This window comes from Sphingobium sp. DC-2 (assembly GCF_000722555.1).
Taxonomy (GTDB): Bacteria; Pseudomonadota; Alphaproteobacteria; order Sphingomonadales; family Sphingomonadaceae; genus Sphingobium; species Sphingobium quisquiliarum.
Window position 1 is genome coordinate 24,926 of the sequence record NZ_JNAC01000075.1, and the last position, 14,061, is coordinate 38,986.

10 protein-coding genes, 1 tRNA gene and 1 other RNA gene are annotated in these 14,061 nt (G+C 65.6%); 3 read left to right on the forward strand and 9 right to left on the reverse strand.

Going from position 1 to position 14,061, the window contains the following annotated elements:
• Positions 1-59 precede the first annotated feature (59 nt).
• Positions 60-2,714, reverse strand: coding sequence for an alanine--tRNA ligase (gene alaS, locus ET21_RS0115960; RefSeq protein WP_030540471.1), 2,655 nt, complete (start codon positions 2,712-2,714; stop codon positions 60-62).
• Positions 2,715-2,860: 146 nt separating this feature from the next.
• Between alaS and ET21_RS0115965 the strand changes: the two genes are divergently transcribed.
• From ET21_RS0115965 to ET21_RS0115975, 3 genes are all read left to right on the forward strand, one after another.
• Positions 2,861-5,128 carry an NADP-dependent malic enzyme gene (locus tag ET21_RS0115965; protein WP_030540472.1) on the forward strand — a complete coding sequence of 756 codons (2,268 nt, stop codon included), beginning with the start codon at positions 2,861-2,863 and terminating at the stop codon, positions 5,126-5,128.
• Positions 5,129-5,182: 54 nt separating this feature from the next.
• Complete coding sequence (locus ET21_RS0115970; protein WP_150113352.1) at positions 5,183-5,875, forward strand: L,D-transpeptidase family protein; 693 nt, start codon at positions 5,183-5,185, stop codon at positions 5,873-5,875.
• Positions 5,876-5,990: 115 nt separating this feature from the next.
• A complete protein-coding gene (locus ET21_RS0115975; RefSeq protein ID WP_030540474.1) occupies positions 5,991-7,175 on the forward strand; it encodes an MFS transporter in 1,185 nt (394 codons plus the stop codon).
• 63 nt (positions 7,176-7,238) lie between these two features.
• Here ET21_RS0115975 and hisI read toward each other — a convergent pair whose 3' ends face one another.
• From hisI to blaSGM, 8 genes are all read right to left on the reverse strand, one after another.
• The gene (gene hisI, locus ET21_RS0115980; protein WP_030540475.1) at positions 7,239-7,601 is read right to left on the reverse strand and encodes a phosphoribosyl-AMP cyclohydrolase; all 363 of its coding nucleotides are present in this window, start codon (positions 7,599-7,601) and stop codon (positions 7,239-7,241) included.
• A 111-nt stretch (positions 7,602-7,712) separates the two neighbouring features.
• Positions 7,713-7,789 (reverse strand) — tRNA-His (locus ET21_RS0115985).
• Between the two features lie 254 nt (positions 7,790-8,043).
• Positions 8,044-8,316, reverse strand: a complete 273-nt coding sequence (locus tag ET21_RS0115990; protein WP_021239092.1) for an HU family DNA-binding protein — start codon at positions 8,314-8,316, stop codon at positions 8,044-8,046.
• Positions 8,317-8,491: 175 nt separating this feature from the next.
• Positions 8,492-10,888, reverse strand: coding sequence for an endopeptidase La (lon, locus tag ET21_RS0115995; RefSeq protein WP_021239093.1), 2,397 nt, complete (start codon positions 10,886-10,888; stop codon positions 8,492-8,494).
• Between the two features lie 132 nt (positions 10,889-11,020).
• Positions 11,021-11,344, reverse strand: a complete 324-nt coding sequence (locus ET21_RS0116000) for a YbaB/EbfC family nucleoid-associated protein (RefSeq protein ID WP_021239094.1) — start codon at positions 11,342-11,344, stop codon at positions 11,021-11,023.
• The gene (locus tag ET21_RS0116005) at positions 11,341-12,957 is read right to left on the reverse strand and encodes a DNA polymerase III subunit gamma/tau (RefSeq protein ID WP_021239095.1); all 1,617 of its coding nucleotides are present in this window, start codon (positions 12,955-12,957) and stop codon (positions 11,341-11,343) included. Before ET21_RS0116005 ends, ET21_RS0116000 begins: the two co-directional genes overlap by 4 nt.
• A 52-nt stretch (positions 12,958-13,009) precedes the next feature.
• Positions 13,010-13,107: signal recognition particle sRNA small type (gene ffs / locus ET21_RS27150), an RNA gene on the reverse strand.
• A gap of 39 nt (positions 13,108-13,146) precedes the next feature.
• Complete coding sequence (gene blaSGM / locus ET21_RS0116010) at positions 13,147-14,058, reverse strand: SGM family class A beta-lactamase (protein ID WP_030540476.1); 912 nt, start codon at positions 14,056-14,058, stop codon at positions 13,147-13,149.
• Between the last annotated feature and the right edge of the window lie 3 nt (positions 14,059-14,061).

Sequence of the window (14,061 nt, forward strand, 5' to 3'; positions counted from 1 at the left end):
CCGGCTGGCGATGCCCTCCCCCAGCCCCTCCCGCGAGCGGGAGGGGAGGTTTCCAAATATCAGGCCGGGACGCTGGCGAGGGCGGCCTTGACCGCTTCGATCGCGGCGCCGGCCTTGCCGCCTTCGGGGCCGCCGCCCTGGGCCATGTCGGGACGGCCGCCGCCGCCCTTTCCACCCAGCGCTTCCACGCCCGCGCGGACGAGGTCGACAGCGCTGATCGCGCCAACCAGATCATCGGTCACGCCCACGGCGATGCTGGCGCGGCCATCCATGACAGCGAGCACGGCGGAAACGCCGCTGCCAAGCGCCGCCTTGTTCTGATCGACCAGGCCGCGCAGTTCCTTGGGGTCGAGCCCTTCGATCACCTGACCGATAAAATCGATATTGCCGACCTTTTCGGGACCGGCCGCCTGAGCGCCGCCCCCGCCGCCCAGCGCCAGCGCCTTTTTGGCTTCGGCCAGTTCGCGTTCGAGCTTGCGGCTCTGCTCCACCAGCGCGGCGATGCGCGCGGGGACTTCCTCCGGCGTCGTCTTGAGCGCGGCGGCGGACTGGCGCAGCCGGTCTTCGCGATCGGTGAGCCACAGGCGCGCGGCTTCGCCGGTCAGCGCCTCGATCCGGCGGACGCCGGACGAGACGGCGCTTTCGGAAATGATCTTGAAGATCGCGATGTCGCCGGTCGCGCGAACATGCGTGCCGCCGCACAGTTCGACCGAATAGCTGTTGGCGTCGCCCTTGCCCATGGACAGCACGCGCACTTCGTCGCCATATTTCTCGCCGAACAAGGCCATGGCCCCGGCGGCGATCGCGTCATCCGGGGTCATCAGCCGGGTCGTCACCTCTTCATTATGGCGGACCTGTTCATTGACCTGGCTTTCGATCGCGGCGATCTGGCTGTGGGTCAGCGCTTCGGGATGGGAGAAGTCGAAGCGCAGGCGATCCGGCGCGACCAGGCTGCCCTTTTGCGTGACATGCGCGCCCAGCGTGTTGCGCAGCGCCGCATGCAGCAGGTGGGTGGCGCTGTGGTTGGCGCGGATGCGGTCGCGGCGGTCGGTATCGACCGACAGATGCACGGTGTCGCCGACCTTGATGCTGCCCGTGCCGATCCGGGCCCGGTGGGCGTGGAGACGGCCGAGCGGCTTTGACGTATCCTCTACATCAGCGACCAGGCCGGATTGCGAGGTGATGGTGCCCGCATCCCCCATCTGCCCGCCGCTTTCGCCGTAGAAGGGCGTCTGGTTGGTGATGATGATGACTTCATCGCCCGCGCCCGCCGCATCGACGCGCGCGCCATTCCTGACGAGCGCGAGCACTTCGCCTTCGCCTTCGGTCCCGCTGTAGCCGATGAATTCCGTGCTGCCGGTGGTTTCGGCGATGTCGAACCAGATTTCGTCCGACGCCTTTTCGCCCGAACCCTTCCACGCGGCGCGCGCGGCGGCCTTCTGCTCCGCCATCGCCTGATCGAAGCCTTCGCGATCGACGCCAAGGCCGCGCGAGCGCAGCGCATCTTCGGTCAGGTCATAGGGGAAGCCATAAGTGTCGTAGAGCTTGAACGCCGTCTCGCCGGGCAGCGTGCCGCCTTCGGGAAGGTCCACCGTGGCTTCATCGAGCAGCTTCAAGCCCTTTTCCAGCGTCTGGCGGAAACGGGTTTCCTCGCGCAGCAGCGTTTCCTCGATCAGCGGCTGGGCGCGGACCAGTTCCTGATAGGCGCCGCCCATTTCGGAAACGAGGCTGCCGACCAGCCGGTGCATCAACGGCTCCTTCGCGCCGATGATGTGCGCGTGGCGCATGGCGCGGCGCATGATGCGGCGCAGGACATAGCCACGGCCTTCATTCGCGGGCAGAACGCCGTCCGCGATCAGGAAGCTGGTGGAGCGCAGGTGATCGGCGATGACGCGGTGGCTGGCCTTGAACTCGCCATCGGTGGCGGTTTTGGTCAGGGCGCCCGATTCCTCGATCAGCGCCTTGAAGGTGTCCGTATCATAATTGTCATGGACGCCTTGCAGCACGGCGGCGATGCGTTCCAGCCCCATGCCGGTGTCGATGCTGGGCTTGGGCAGTTCGCCGACGATCTCATTGGCTTCCTGCTCATATTGCATGAAGACGAGGTTCCAGATCTCGACGAAACGGTCGCCATCTTCTTCCGGGCTTCCCGGCGGGCCGCCCCAGATGTGATCGCCATGGTCGTAGAAGATTTCAGAGCAGGGACCGCAAGGGCCGCTGTCGCCCATCGCCCAGAAATTATCCTTCGTCGGAATGCGGATGATGCGTTGTTCGGGCAGGCCCGCGATCTTCTTCCACAGGTCGAACGCTTCATCGTCGGTGTGGTAGACCGTCGCCGTCAGCTTTTCAGGCGGCAGGCCCCATTCCTTCGTCAGCAGGGTCCAGGCATGGGTGATCGCCTGTTCCTTGAAATAGTCGCCGAAGCTGAAATTTCCCAGCATTTCGAAGAAGGTATGGTGGCGCGCGGTGTAGCCGACATTGTCGAGGTCGTTATGCTTGCCGCCCGCGCGGACCGACTTCTGGCTGCTGGTCGCGCGGCTGTAGGGGCGCTTTTCAAGGCCGGTGAAGACATTCTTGAACGGCACCATGCCCGCATTGACGAACATCAGCGTCGGGTCGTTATGCGGCACCAGCGGCGCTGAAGGAACGATGGTGTGGCCGTTCGCCCCGAAATAGTCGAGGAAGGAGCGGCGAATGTCGTTTGTCGATGTCATGGGGGCGATTTAGTTGGAAGCGCCCCGGCGCACAAGCGGGGCTTTTCATCGCAGGCGTCAGGCGGGTTCGCAATCGGGACAGGCGGGCGCGGCCTTTGATGATGCTTGCCATTGCCCCGGCGGTGAATGGGTTCTAATCCCCGGCCATGGATGAGAATACACGCCGCGCCGCCCTGGATTATCACCGCCTGCCTCAACCGGGCAAGCTGCGTATCGAGCCGACCAAGCGCATGGTCAACCAGCGCGACCTGGCGCTGGCCTATTCTCCGGGCGTGGCGGCGCCCTGCCTGGAAATCGCGCAAGACCCCGACAAGGCGATGGACTATACCGCGCGCGGCAATCTGGTCGCGGTGATTTCCAACGGCACGGCGGTGCTGGGGCTGGGTTCCATCGGGGCGCTGGCGTCCAAGCCGGTGATGGAGGGCAAGGCCGTCCTCTTCAAGAAATTCGCCGATATCGACGTTTTCGATATCGAGGTCGACACGACCGACCCGGAAAAATTCATCGAAGCGGTTTCGCTGCTGGAGCCGAGCTTTGGCGGCATCAACCTGGAGGATATCAAGGCGCCCGAATGCTTCGCCATAGAGGCGGAGTTGAAGAAGCGGATGAACATCCCCGTCTTCCACGACGACCAGCATGGCACCGCCATCGTCGTCGCGGCGGCGGTGCGCAACGCGCTGGTGCTGCAAGGAAAAAGCCTGGAGGAAGCGCGGCTGGTGACGTCAGGCGCCGGGGCGGCGGCGCTGGCCTGCGTGGACCTGCTGGTGTCGATGGGGCTGCGGGTCGAAAATGTGACGCTGACCGACAAGGACGGGGTGATCCATTCCGGGCGCACCGGCATGCTGCCCAACATGGCGCGCTATGCCCGGACGACCAATGCGCGGACCTTGCCGGACGTGCTGCCGGGCGCGAACATCTTCCTGGGGCTGTCGGCGCCGGGCGTGTTGAAGCCGGAATGGCTGCCGCTGCTGGCGGACAGCCCGCTGATCTTCGCGCTCGCCAACCCGGAGCCGGAAATCCGGCCGGAGGCGGCGCGGGGCGCGCGTCCCGATGCGATCATCGCCACGGGGCGGTCGGACTATCCCAATCAGGTGAACAACGTCCTGTGCTTCCCCTATATCTTCCGGGGCGCGCTGGACGCGCGGGCGACCGAGATCAACGAGGCGATGAAGGCCGCCGCCGCAGAGGCGATCGCTGGCCTGGCCCGCCTGCCCGCGCATGACAGCGTGGCGCAGGCCTATGGCGGGCGCAAGCTGGTGTTCGGGCCGGACTATATCATCCCCACCCCGTTCGACCCGCGCCTGATCGCGGAAATCGCGCCCGCCGTGGCGAAGGCGGCGATGGACAGCGGGGTCGCCAAGCGCACGCTGGATATCGAGGCATACCGGCGCTCGCTGGCGCAGCAGAATACGCGGTCGGCCCAGCTTATGCTGCCCGTGTTCGAAGCGGCGCGCGGCACCTGCCGCCGGATCGCCTATGGCGAGGGCGAGGATGAGCGCGTGCTGCGCGCGATCCAGGACGGGCTGGACGAAGGCATTGTGCGCCCGGTCATCGTGGCGCGGCGGCGCATCCTGAACGAAAAGCTGCCTGCGCTGGGCCTCAGGCTTGAGCTGGACCGCGATGTCGAGGTGATCGATCCCGAAACCGACCACCTCGTCATGGGCGAGCTGGTGGAGGCCTATCGCGCCATCGCGGCGCGCAAGGGGGTGCCCGCCGCCGAAGTCGTCCGCCACGTCTATCGCCGCCCGACCGTGACGGCGGCGATGCTGCTGCGGACCGGACGGGTCGATGCGGCGATCGTGGGCGGTAACAGCGAATATTGGGGCCAGGTGGAGCATGTGCTGCGCATCGTGGAGCGCAGGCCGGGGCTGAGCCGCGTCTATGCGCTGTCGGGCCTGATCCTCGATCCCGGCGCGCTGTTCATCACCGACACGCATATGGTGCCCGACCCGACGCCGGAGCAGATCGCGGAAATGGCGATATTGGGCGCGACGGAACTCAAGCATTTCGGCCTGACGCCGCGCGTCGCCCTGCTGTCGCATTCCAATTTCGGCGCGTCGCACAGCCCCAGCGCGCGCAAGATGCGATCCGCCTTGCAGATGGTGCGGGCGGCCGCGCCTGACCTCAGGGTCGATGGCGAAATGCATGCCGACGCGGCGCTGAGCCAGCCCTTGCGCGAGCGGCTGATCCCCGATTCCCGCTTCGAAGGGCCAGCGAACCTGCTGGTCATGCCCAATCTCGATTCGGCGAATATCACGCTGACGGCGCTGTCGGCATCGTCCAGTTCGCCCACGGTGGGGCCGATGCTGATGGGCCTGGCGCAACCCATCCATGTGCTGACGCCCGGCGTCACCGCCAGAGGCATATTGAACCTGACGGCGATCGCCGCGGCGGAGGTCGACCGGGAAGGCTGACCTTAACCTTTTTCCGGCAGAGCCTTGTGCCGGAAGACAGGTAACGGGACGAGCATAGTGCGATTGATCACGGCCCTGATGCGGCTTGCGGGCCCGAAGCTGGCTGTTGGACTGGCGGCGAGCGCGGTTTTGCTGCTCGTGACCACCTATATGGAGCGCGGCCGCGATCTGGAGCCGCGCCCGAAGGTGGAGCAGGCGAGCGCCGCGCCTTCAAAGCCCGCCGCAGCAGGGGCCGCTCCGGTCGAGCGTTCGCGCGCGCAGCCGCTGGCGGTCGACCCGCACGCCCTTGCGGTCAAGAGCATCTTGCCGATCGAGGGGCCGTTCCGCCACGGCGATTATGTCTGGGACGAAAGCCGCGCCCCTGCGGCCGGGCGGGTGATCATCACCGTCGACCTCAAGGCGCAGACCCTTTCGGTATTCCGTGCGGGGCATGAAATCGGCGCCGCCGTCATCCTTTACGGCGCGGACGACAAGCCCAGTCCGCTGGGCGCCTTCCCCATTACGGAGAAGGATGCGGACCATGTGTCCAACCTCTATGACGCGCCCATGCCCTATATGCTGCGGCTCACCAATGATGGCGTGGCGATTCATGGCAGCGACGTGCGCTGGGGCAGCGCCACCCATGGATGCATCGGCGTGCCGACGCCCTTTGCCCGCAAGCTGTTCAATGTCGCGAAGCTGGGCGATCTGGTCGTCATCACCAATGGCAAGATGCTGAACGTCAGCGGCGCTGCGGGCGCGCGCTGATTGCGGGCTGCGGCCCGGCAACTGCAATAATGTCATCCTCCCCCGCCCCTTGACCCGAGGGACGCGCGATAGCATCTGCACGCCTTCGATTTTGCGATGCAGCATGGAGTGAGTGATGGCAGAGGCGAGACCCGTTCACCCGGCGCTTGTCATCTTCGCGCTGGCGGTGGGAGCCTTTGCGATCGGCACGACCGAATTCGCGGCGATGAGCCTGCTGCCCTTCTTCTCGTCCGACCTGGGGATCAGCGCGCCAGCCGCTGGCCATGCGATCAGTGCCTATGCGCTGGGCGTGGTGACGGGCGCGCCGGTCATCGCCGTGCTGGGCGCGCGCCTGCCCCGGCGGACGCTGCTGATCGGGCTGATGGCCACTTTCGCGGTCGGCAATGGACTTAGCGCCCTTTCCTCCACCTACCCGCTGATGCTGCTGTTCCGTTTCTTGAGCGGCCTGCCCCATGGCGCCTATTTCGGAGTCGCGGCGCTGGTCGCGGCGGGGCTGGTCCCGCCCGGCCGCCGCGCTCAGGCCGTGGCGCAGGTGATGTCGGGGCTGACGATCGCCACGGTCATCGGCGTGCCTGCCGCCAACTGGATGGGGCAGGCGCTGGGATGGCGATGGGGATTTGGCGTGGTGGCGGTGCTGGCGCTGCTGACGGCGGTGCTGGTCGCCGCCTATGCGCCGCGCGACAAGGGGAACAGCAAGGCCAGTCCGATGCGGGAGCTCGGCGCTCTGCGTGACCGGCAGGTGCTGCTGACGCTGCTGACCGGAGCGATCGGATTTGGCGGGTTGTTCGCCGTCTATACCTATGTCGCGTCGACCATGTTGACGGTGACCCATGTGTCCGAACGCTGGGTGCCTGTGGTGCTGGCCATTTTCGGCATCGGCATGACCATCGGCAACCTTGTCGCCGCCTGGGCCGCCGACCGCGCGCAGAGCCGCACGGCCATTATCGTGTTGCTGTGGAGCGCGGGGACGCTGGCCCTGTTTCCATTTGCGGCTGGCAATATCTGGACGCTTGGCATCGTCATGTTCCTGATCGGCAGCAGCGGCGGCCTGGGCACGGTGTTGCAGACGCGGCTGATGGACGTTGCCGGGGATGCGCAGACATTGGCGGCGGCGGCGCATCACAGCGCCTTCAACATCGCCAATGCGCTCGGTCCGTGGCTGGGCGGGCTGGCGATCGCGCATGGCTATGGGCTGACGTCAACCGGATGGATCGGCAGCCTGCTCGCGCTGGGCGGGTTGGCGGTGTTCCTTGCCGCGCTGTCCTTGCAGCAGCGCGACCGGAGGCTGGCTGCTGCCTGAGCCTGGTCTGGCAGAAGGAGGCTCAGCCCGGACGGCCGGGGCAGTGGACCGTTTATGCGTACCTTATCGTACCGGGGTGAGGCCGTCCGCGCTCACGCGGCGGAAGAAGCAGGACCGGGCGCCCGTGTGGCAGGTGGGGCCAGCGGGCACGGCCTTCACCCAGACCGCGTCCTGATCGCAATCGATGCGGATGTCGCGCACCTGGAGCATGTGACCAGAGGTCTCGCCCTTTTTCCATAGCGACTGGCGGCTCCGGGACCAGAAATGCGCAAGGCCGGTTTCGACCGTCAGCGCGAGCGCCCGCGCATTCATGTGCGCGACCATCAGCACGTCGCCCCCGTCCGCATCGGTGACAACGGCGGTGATCAGGCCGTCGCGGTCATATTTGGGATTAAGGGTCAGCCCCTTGTCGCGTGCTTCGTCCATCGGGGCTCTATAGGAGCGAATGGCGGACAAGCGAAGCGGGGAAATGCGAATGGCCGGACGCCGCGCGCCAGAAGGCGGCCAGCACCGCTTCTATCCTGCAAATGGGGAAAATGGGGCGACCGATGGGATCCGAACCCACGACCTCTGGTACCACAAACCAGCGCTCTAACCGACTGAGCTACGATCGCCACAGGGCCATAAGGCCCGAGAGAGAAGCGGCACATATGCGGCCATTCCGGCCTCGTCAAGCGCGCAAATGCCTCTCTTCGTGGAAAAAGAAAAGGGGGATGAGCCGCCCGGCCCTTCCCCCTGATCCTTGCCTTCGCATATGGCGGGCGATGGATATCCCACCTGCCGCGCCCGCTCTCCTAAACAACTTCCCAGCCGGGACCGGCACTGCCGGGCGGATGATGGACGATCCGGCAAGCCGGACCGCCGGATATCAGTTCACCGAATCCTTCAGACCCTTGCCCGCCTTGAACTTGGGCTGGGCCGAAGCCTTGATGGTCATGGTTTCACCGGTGCGCGGATTGCGTCCGGTCGATGCCTTGCGCTGCGAAACGGAGAAGGTGCCGAAGCCGACGAGGCGAACTTCATCCCCCTTCTTCAGGGCAGCGGAAATGGATTCAAAAACGCCTTCGACAGCCTTGGTCGCATCACTTTTGCTAAGGCCGCTGGTTTCAGCGACAGCGCTGATCAAATCCTGCTTGTTCATGCCTTGGAACCCCCTTCTAGCTCTATGGATAAACGCGGAATCGCGGCGTAGGCGGCGCAATAAGGCCCAGCTTTCAAGGCCTGTCAAAGGGAAAGCGACAAGCGAAGTCCCCTGGACGAGATTTTCCCTTGTCCCTTGATCCCATTGATCAGGGATAACCGCCGCTTAACATTGTTTAATGGCGCAGCGATGCATCCCCGTCCCTGCCCTGCGCGGGGCTGGGCTGCGCGGCAAGGTCATCCTCCTCGGTCCAGGCGATCGCTTCGGGCGTGGAGACCAGCGCGCGGGCGAGCACTTCGTCCACATGGCTGACCGGAACGATTTCCAGCCCTTCGCGGATGTTGGCCGGGATTTCGGCAAGGTCCTTCTCATTTTCCGCAGGGATCAGGACCGTCTTGATCCCGCCCCGCAGCGCCGCCAGCAGCTTTTCCTTGAGGCCGCCAATGGGCAGAACCCGCCCGCGCAACGTCACCTCGCCCGTCATCGCCACATCCTTGTGGACGGGAATGCCGGTCAGCGTCGACACGATGGTCGTCACCATGCCGATGCCGGCCGAAGGGCCATCCTTGGGCACCGCGCCTTCGGGAAGGTGGATGTGGATGTCCTTGCGGGTGAAGATGCTGGGCTTGATGCCATAGCCGGGCGAGCGCGCCTTCACATAGGAGAAGGCGGCCTGCACGGATTCGTTCATCACTTCGCCAAGCTTGCCGGTGGTCCTGATCTGCCCCTTGCCGGGCACGGTGACCGCTTCGATGGTCAGCAGTTCGCCGCCCACCTCTGTCCAGGCGAGGCCGGTGACGGCGCCGATCTGATTTTCCTCCTCGCCAACGCCGTGGCGGAATTTCCGCACCCCGGCATAGTCGGCCAGATTTTCCGGCGTGATCGTCACCTTGTCGAACGCGCCTTCCAATATCTTGCGCAGCGCCTTGCGGGCGAGCCGGGCGATTTCCCGCTCCAGCGTGCGGACGCCCGCCTCGCGCGTATAATGGCGGATGAGGTCGCGGACGGCCGCCTCGGTGACTTCCAGTTCGCCTTCCTTGAGGCCGTGAGCGTCGATCTGCTTGGGCAGCAGGTGACGCTGGGCGATCTCGACCTTTTCGTCTTCCGTATAGCCTTCGAGCCGGATGATCTCCATGCGGTCGAGCAGCGGCTGCGGCAGGTTCAGCGAGTTGGCCGTCGTGACGAACATCACGTCCGAAAGATCGACATCGATCTCCAGATAATGGTCCTGGAACTTGCTGTTCTGTTCGGGGTCGAGCACTTCGAGCAGCGCCGAAGCCGGGTCGCCGCGGAAGTCCTGGCCGAGCTTGTCGATCTCATCCAGCAGGAAAAGCGGGTTCATCGTCCCCGCCTTCTTGAGATTGGTCACGATCTTGCCCGGCAGCGACCCGATATAGGTGCGGCGGTGGCCACGGATTTCCGCTTCGTCGCGCACGCCGCCCAGCGACTGGCGCACGAATTCGCGGCCCGTCGCCTTGGCGATGGAGCGGCCGAGCGAGGTCTTGCCGACGCCCGGAGGGCCGACGAGGCACAGGATCGGCCCTTTCAACTTGTTGGTGCGGGCCTGCACGGCGAGATATTCGATGATCCGGTCCTTGACCTTCTCCAGCGCGAAATGATCCTCGTCCAGGATCGCCTGCGCGCGCTTGAGGTCGGTCTTGACCTTGCCGCGCTTGCCCCAGGGAAGGCCCAGCAGCACGTCGAGATAGTTGCGAACGACGGTCGCTTCGGCGGACATGGGCTGCATGCCCTTGAGCTTCTTGAATTCGGCGTTCGCCTTGGCGCGCGCTTCCTTGCTGAGCTTGGTCTTGGCGATCTTGTCGGCCAGTTCGGCGAGTTCGTCGCCTTCCTCGCCCTCGCCATTGCCAAGCTCGCGCTGGATCGCCTTCAACTGTTCGTTGAGATAATATTCGCGCTGGGTCTTTTCCATCTGGCGCTTCACGCGGCCGCGGATCTTCTTTTCGACCTGGAGGACGCCAAGTTCGCCCTCCATGAAGGCGAAGACCATTTCCAGGCGCTTGACGGGGTCAGCCTCGACCAGCAGCGACTGCTTGTCGGCGACCTTGACGTTGATATTCGCCGCCACCGCATCGGCCAGGCGTCCGGCGTCCTCGATCTCCCGCAACTGCACCGGGGTTTCGGCGGGCAGCTTCTTGTTGAGCTTGGCGTAATTTTCGAACTGTTCCGCGACGGAGCGCATCAGGGCGGCCGCCTCCGGCCCTTCCGCCTCAATCTCATCCACGGGGCTGACGGCAGCGACCAGATGGCTGCCGCTGGAATCGAGGGAGAGAAGCTGGGCGCGGCTCTTGCCCTCCACCAGCACGCGGACGGTGCCGTCCGGCAGCTTGAGCAGTTGCAGCACGACGGCGATCACGCCCGTGTCGTAGAGCGAGTCGCGGCTGGGATCATCCTCCGCCGGGTCGAGCTGCGACACGAGGAAGATTTCCTTATTTCCTTCCATCGCCGACTCAAGGGCGGCGACGCTCTTGTCGCGGCCGACGAACAGCGGCACGATCATCTGCGGGAAAACGACGATGTCGCGCAGCGGAAGAAGGGGGTATTGCGTAGTCATTCAATCTCCGGTGCAGCAGGACCCTGGCCCGCCATGCAGTTCATCGCTTTATGGGGACAATCACCCCGCCATTCAATCGCGCCTGCTTATTAAAGGATCCATGAACGGCCGCTGATCGCCTGCCGCTTTTGTTCAGAAAGGCAGCTTGAAGCCCGGAGGCAGAGGCAGGCCGCTCGTCATCTTCGACATTTCGGCGGAGCTTGCCTCATCCGCTTTCTTGCGCGCATCGTTGAAGGCGGCGGCGACAAGGTCCTCCAGCATCTGCTTTTCGGACGGGGCGAGCAGGCTGTCGTCGATCGACACGCCGACGATGCGCCCCTTGGCGGAGGCGCGCACCTTGACCAGGCCGCCGCCCGCAGCGCCCTCCACCTCGATCTTGTCCAGATTTTCCTGCGCGCGCTGCAATTCCTCCTGCACGCGGCTGGCCATGCCCAATATCTCGTTCAGATCCTTCATCGCTCTGCGCTCCATTGTTCAAGCTCATCGCTGAGCTCGGCGTGGGGGAAGGCCGCCATCGCCGCCTTCACCACGGGTGTTTCCAATATCTCCGCCCGCTCATCAGCGCGCCGCCGCTCATCCTGTTCCAACAGGGTCGGCGCTGCGGGGCCGTCGCTGATCCTGACCTGCCAGCGGGCCCTGGTGACCTGATGCAGGGCGGATTCCAGCGTCTTGGCGAACTCCCTGCCCAGCGGCGGGACGAGCTGCATCTCGATCGATTGCGGCGCGTAGCTGACGAGGCGGACGCAATCCCTGATCTGCCCCGCGATCATGTGCCGCCCGCCATCCTCCAGCGCGGCGATCATCTGCTCGAACGTCGCGGGGAGCGAGGCTGACGGCTGCTCGCTTGCGGGAGCGGAAGGCGTGCCGGACGCAGGCATTTGCGCGCCGGAAGCCGGTCCATCGCGCAGCAGCCGGGCGATTTCGCCGGGATCGGGCATGGTGGCGGCATGCATCACGCGCAGCAGCGCCATCTCGCAGGTTTCGATCGGGAATGCGGCGCTCGCGATTTCGTCATGACCCTTGAGCAGAAGCTGCCACAGGCGATGGAGCGGCGCGAAGCCGATCTGCGCGGCCCAGTTGCGGAGCGCCTCCTGCTCCTCGGCGGACTGGCCGGGACTGGAAATGTCGCGCCCGGCCTTCTGCAAGGTCACGGCATGGACGAGTTCCAGCAGGCCGCGCATCAGCGCCAGCGGTTCGACGCCCAGCGCATATTGATCGCGCACCGCGCCCAGCAGCGCGCCCGTATCCCCTTCCAGCAGCAGGCCAAGCAGGCGGCGGACGGCGCCCCGGTCCGACAGGCCCAGCATCTCGCGCACCTGGGCGGCGGTGACCACGGGAGCGCCCTCGCCCATTTCGGCATGGGCGATCGCCTGGTCCAGGATGGAAAGGCCGTCGCGGGCAGACCCTTCGGCCGCCTGGGCGATCAGCGCGAGCGCGTCCGCTTCGGCGGCGACGCCCTCGGCATCGACCACATGGGTGAAATGCGCCGCCAGCATCTCGGCCGGGATGCGGCGCAGGTCGAAGCGCTGGCAACGGGACAGGACGGTCACGGGGACCTTGTTCACCTCTGTCGTGGCGAACAGGAATTTTACATGGGCGGGCGGTTCCTCCAGCGTCTTCAAAAGCGCGTTGAACGCATTTTTCGACAGCATGTGGACTTCGTCGATGATGTAGATCTTGTAGCGGGCCGACACGGCGGCGTAGCGCACCGCTTCGATGATCTCGCGCACATCGTCGACGCCGGTATGGCTGGCGGCGTCCATTTCCACCACGTCGATGTGCCGCCCCTCCGCAATGGCCTTGCACGGTTCGCACTGGCCGCAGGGATCGATGGTGGGGCCGCCCTGCCCGTCAGGACCGACGCAGTTCAGCGCCTTGGCGATCAGCCGCGCGGTCGACGTCTTGCCGACGCCGCGCACGCCCGTCATCAGGAAGGCATGGGCCAGCCGCCCGCGCCTGATGGCGTTGCCGAGCGTCTGCACCATCGCATCCTGCCCGATCAGCTCGCTGAAATTGCGCGGCCGGTATTTGCGCGCAAGCACGCGATAAGGCTGGGGTGAATCGGACATGAGGATCAATCTAGCGGCTTGGCGAGCGGCTGTCGAAGCCGGAAAGCCGGATGAAGGTGGGAGCCGGAACGACCCGCGGCGAAATCGTTGTGGCTGCTTCCGTCAGGACCTGACCAGGTTGGCGACGACCACGTCCGCCCGACTCCCGCGGCGCATATGGCGAAAGGCTGCGGCGATGGCAAGGCCCGCTTATTGCAGGCCGGTGCGTTGCGCCTTGCTGATCAGGCTCAGGGCGGCGCGCGCGGCGTCGGCGATGGCGCTTTCGGCCGCCTTGCCCTCAACCGTTGGGCGATCGAGATAGATGGCGAGGATATATTCCTCGCCGGACGGGGCCTTGATCAGGGCAACGTCATTATAGGCGGTGCCGCAGCTTCCCGTCTTGCTGCCGGAGGTCCAGCCTTCCGGCAGTCCCGCCTTGATCCGCCGGTCGCCGGTGCTGCTGCCGTTCAGCCATTCGCGCAGCCTGGCGGCGCTTTCGGGCTGCATGTCCTGGAAGAGGAGCCGCGCCATAAGGCCCGCCATGGCCGCCGGGCTGGTCGTGTCACGCTCATCCCCCTGCGCATTTTCGTTGAGGCCGGGCTCGTTGCGGTCAAGCCTGCTGACCGCGTCGCCATGCGAGCGCATGAAGGCGGTGAGCCCCTCCGGCCCGCCGACGAAGGGCAGCAACAGGTTCGCCGCGCTGTTGTCGCTCAATTCCACGGCGGCTTCGGCGAGTTCAGCCATCGACATGCGCCCGCGCTTGATGTTCGCCTTCACCGCCGGGGCATGGTTCTGAAGGTCGCTTTTCGAAAAGGCGACCTGGCCGTCCAGCCCGAACTTGCCCGCCTCAGCGCCCATCAGCACGGCGGCGGCCAAGGGCGCCTTGAAGGTCGAGCACATGGCGAAGCGTTCGTCGCGGTTGAAGCCGAGCAGCAGGGCGCCCTTGCTGTCGATCAGCGCGACGCCGAGCCGCCCGCCGCTTTCCTTCTCGATCTCGCGCGGGTTGCGCGCCTCGTTTACCGCCGACTGGCTGACCATGTAGCGGGGCGCGGGCGGCAGCAGGGATTCGCGCTCCTGCGCTGCGGAAGGCCCCAGTGTCAGGAATGGCGCGGCGGCGAGCAATGC

Coding starts and splice junctions, on each gene's coding strand:
- hisI (WP_030540475.1), bottom strand. CDS start 7,601: ATGGACGAAGCACGCGACAAGGGGCTGACCCTTAATCCCAAATATGAC.
- ET21_RS0116000 (WP_021239094.1), bottom strand. CDS start 11,344: ATGAAGGATCTGAACGAGATATTGGGCATGGCCAGCCGCGTGCAGGAG.
- ET21_RS0115965 (WP_030540472.1), top strand. CDS start 2,861: ATGGATGAGAATACACGCCGCGCCGCCCTGGATTATCACCGCCTGCCT.
- ET21_RS0116005 (WP_021239095.1), bottom strand. CDS start 12,957: ATGTCCGATTCACCCCAGCCTTATCGCGTGCTTGCGCGCAAATACCGG.
- ET21_RS0115975 (WP_030540474.1), top strand. CDS start 5,991: ATGGCAGAGGCGAGACCCGTTCACCCGGCGCTTGTCATCTTCGCGCTG.
- lon (WP_021239093.1), bottom strand. CDS start 10,888: ATGACTACGCAATACCCCCTTCTTCCGCTGCGCGACATCGTCGTTTTC.
- ET21_RS0115990 (WP_021239092.1), bottom strand. CDS start 8,316: ATGAACAAGCAGGATTTGATCAGCGCTGTCGCTGAAACCAGCGGCCTT.
- alaS (WP_030540471.1), bottom strand. CDS start 2,714: ATGACATCGACAAACGACATTCGCCGCTCCTTCCTCGACTATTTCGGG.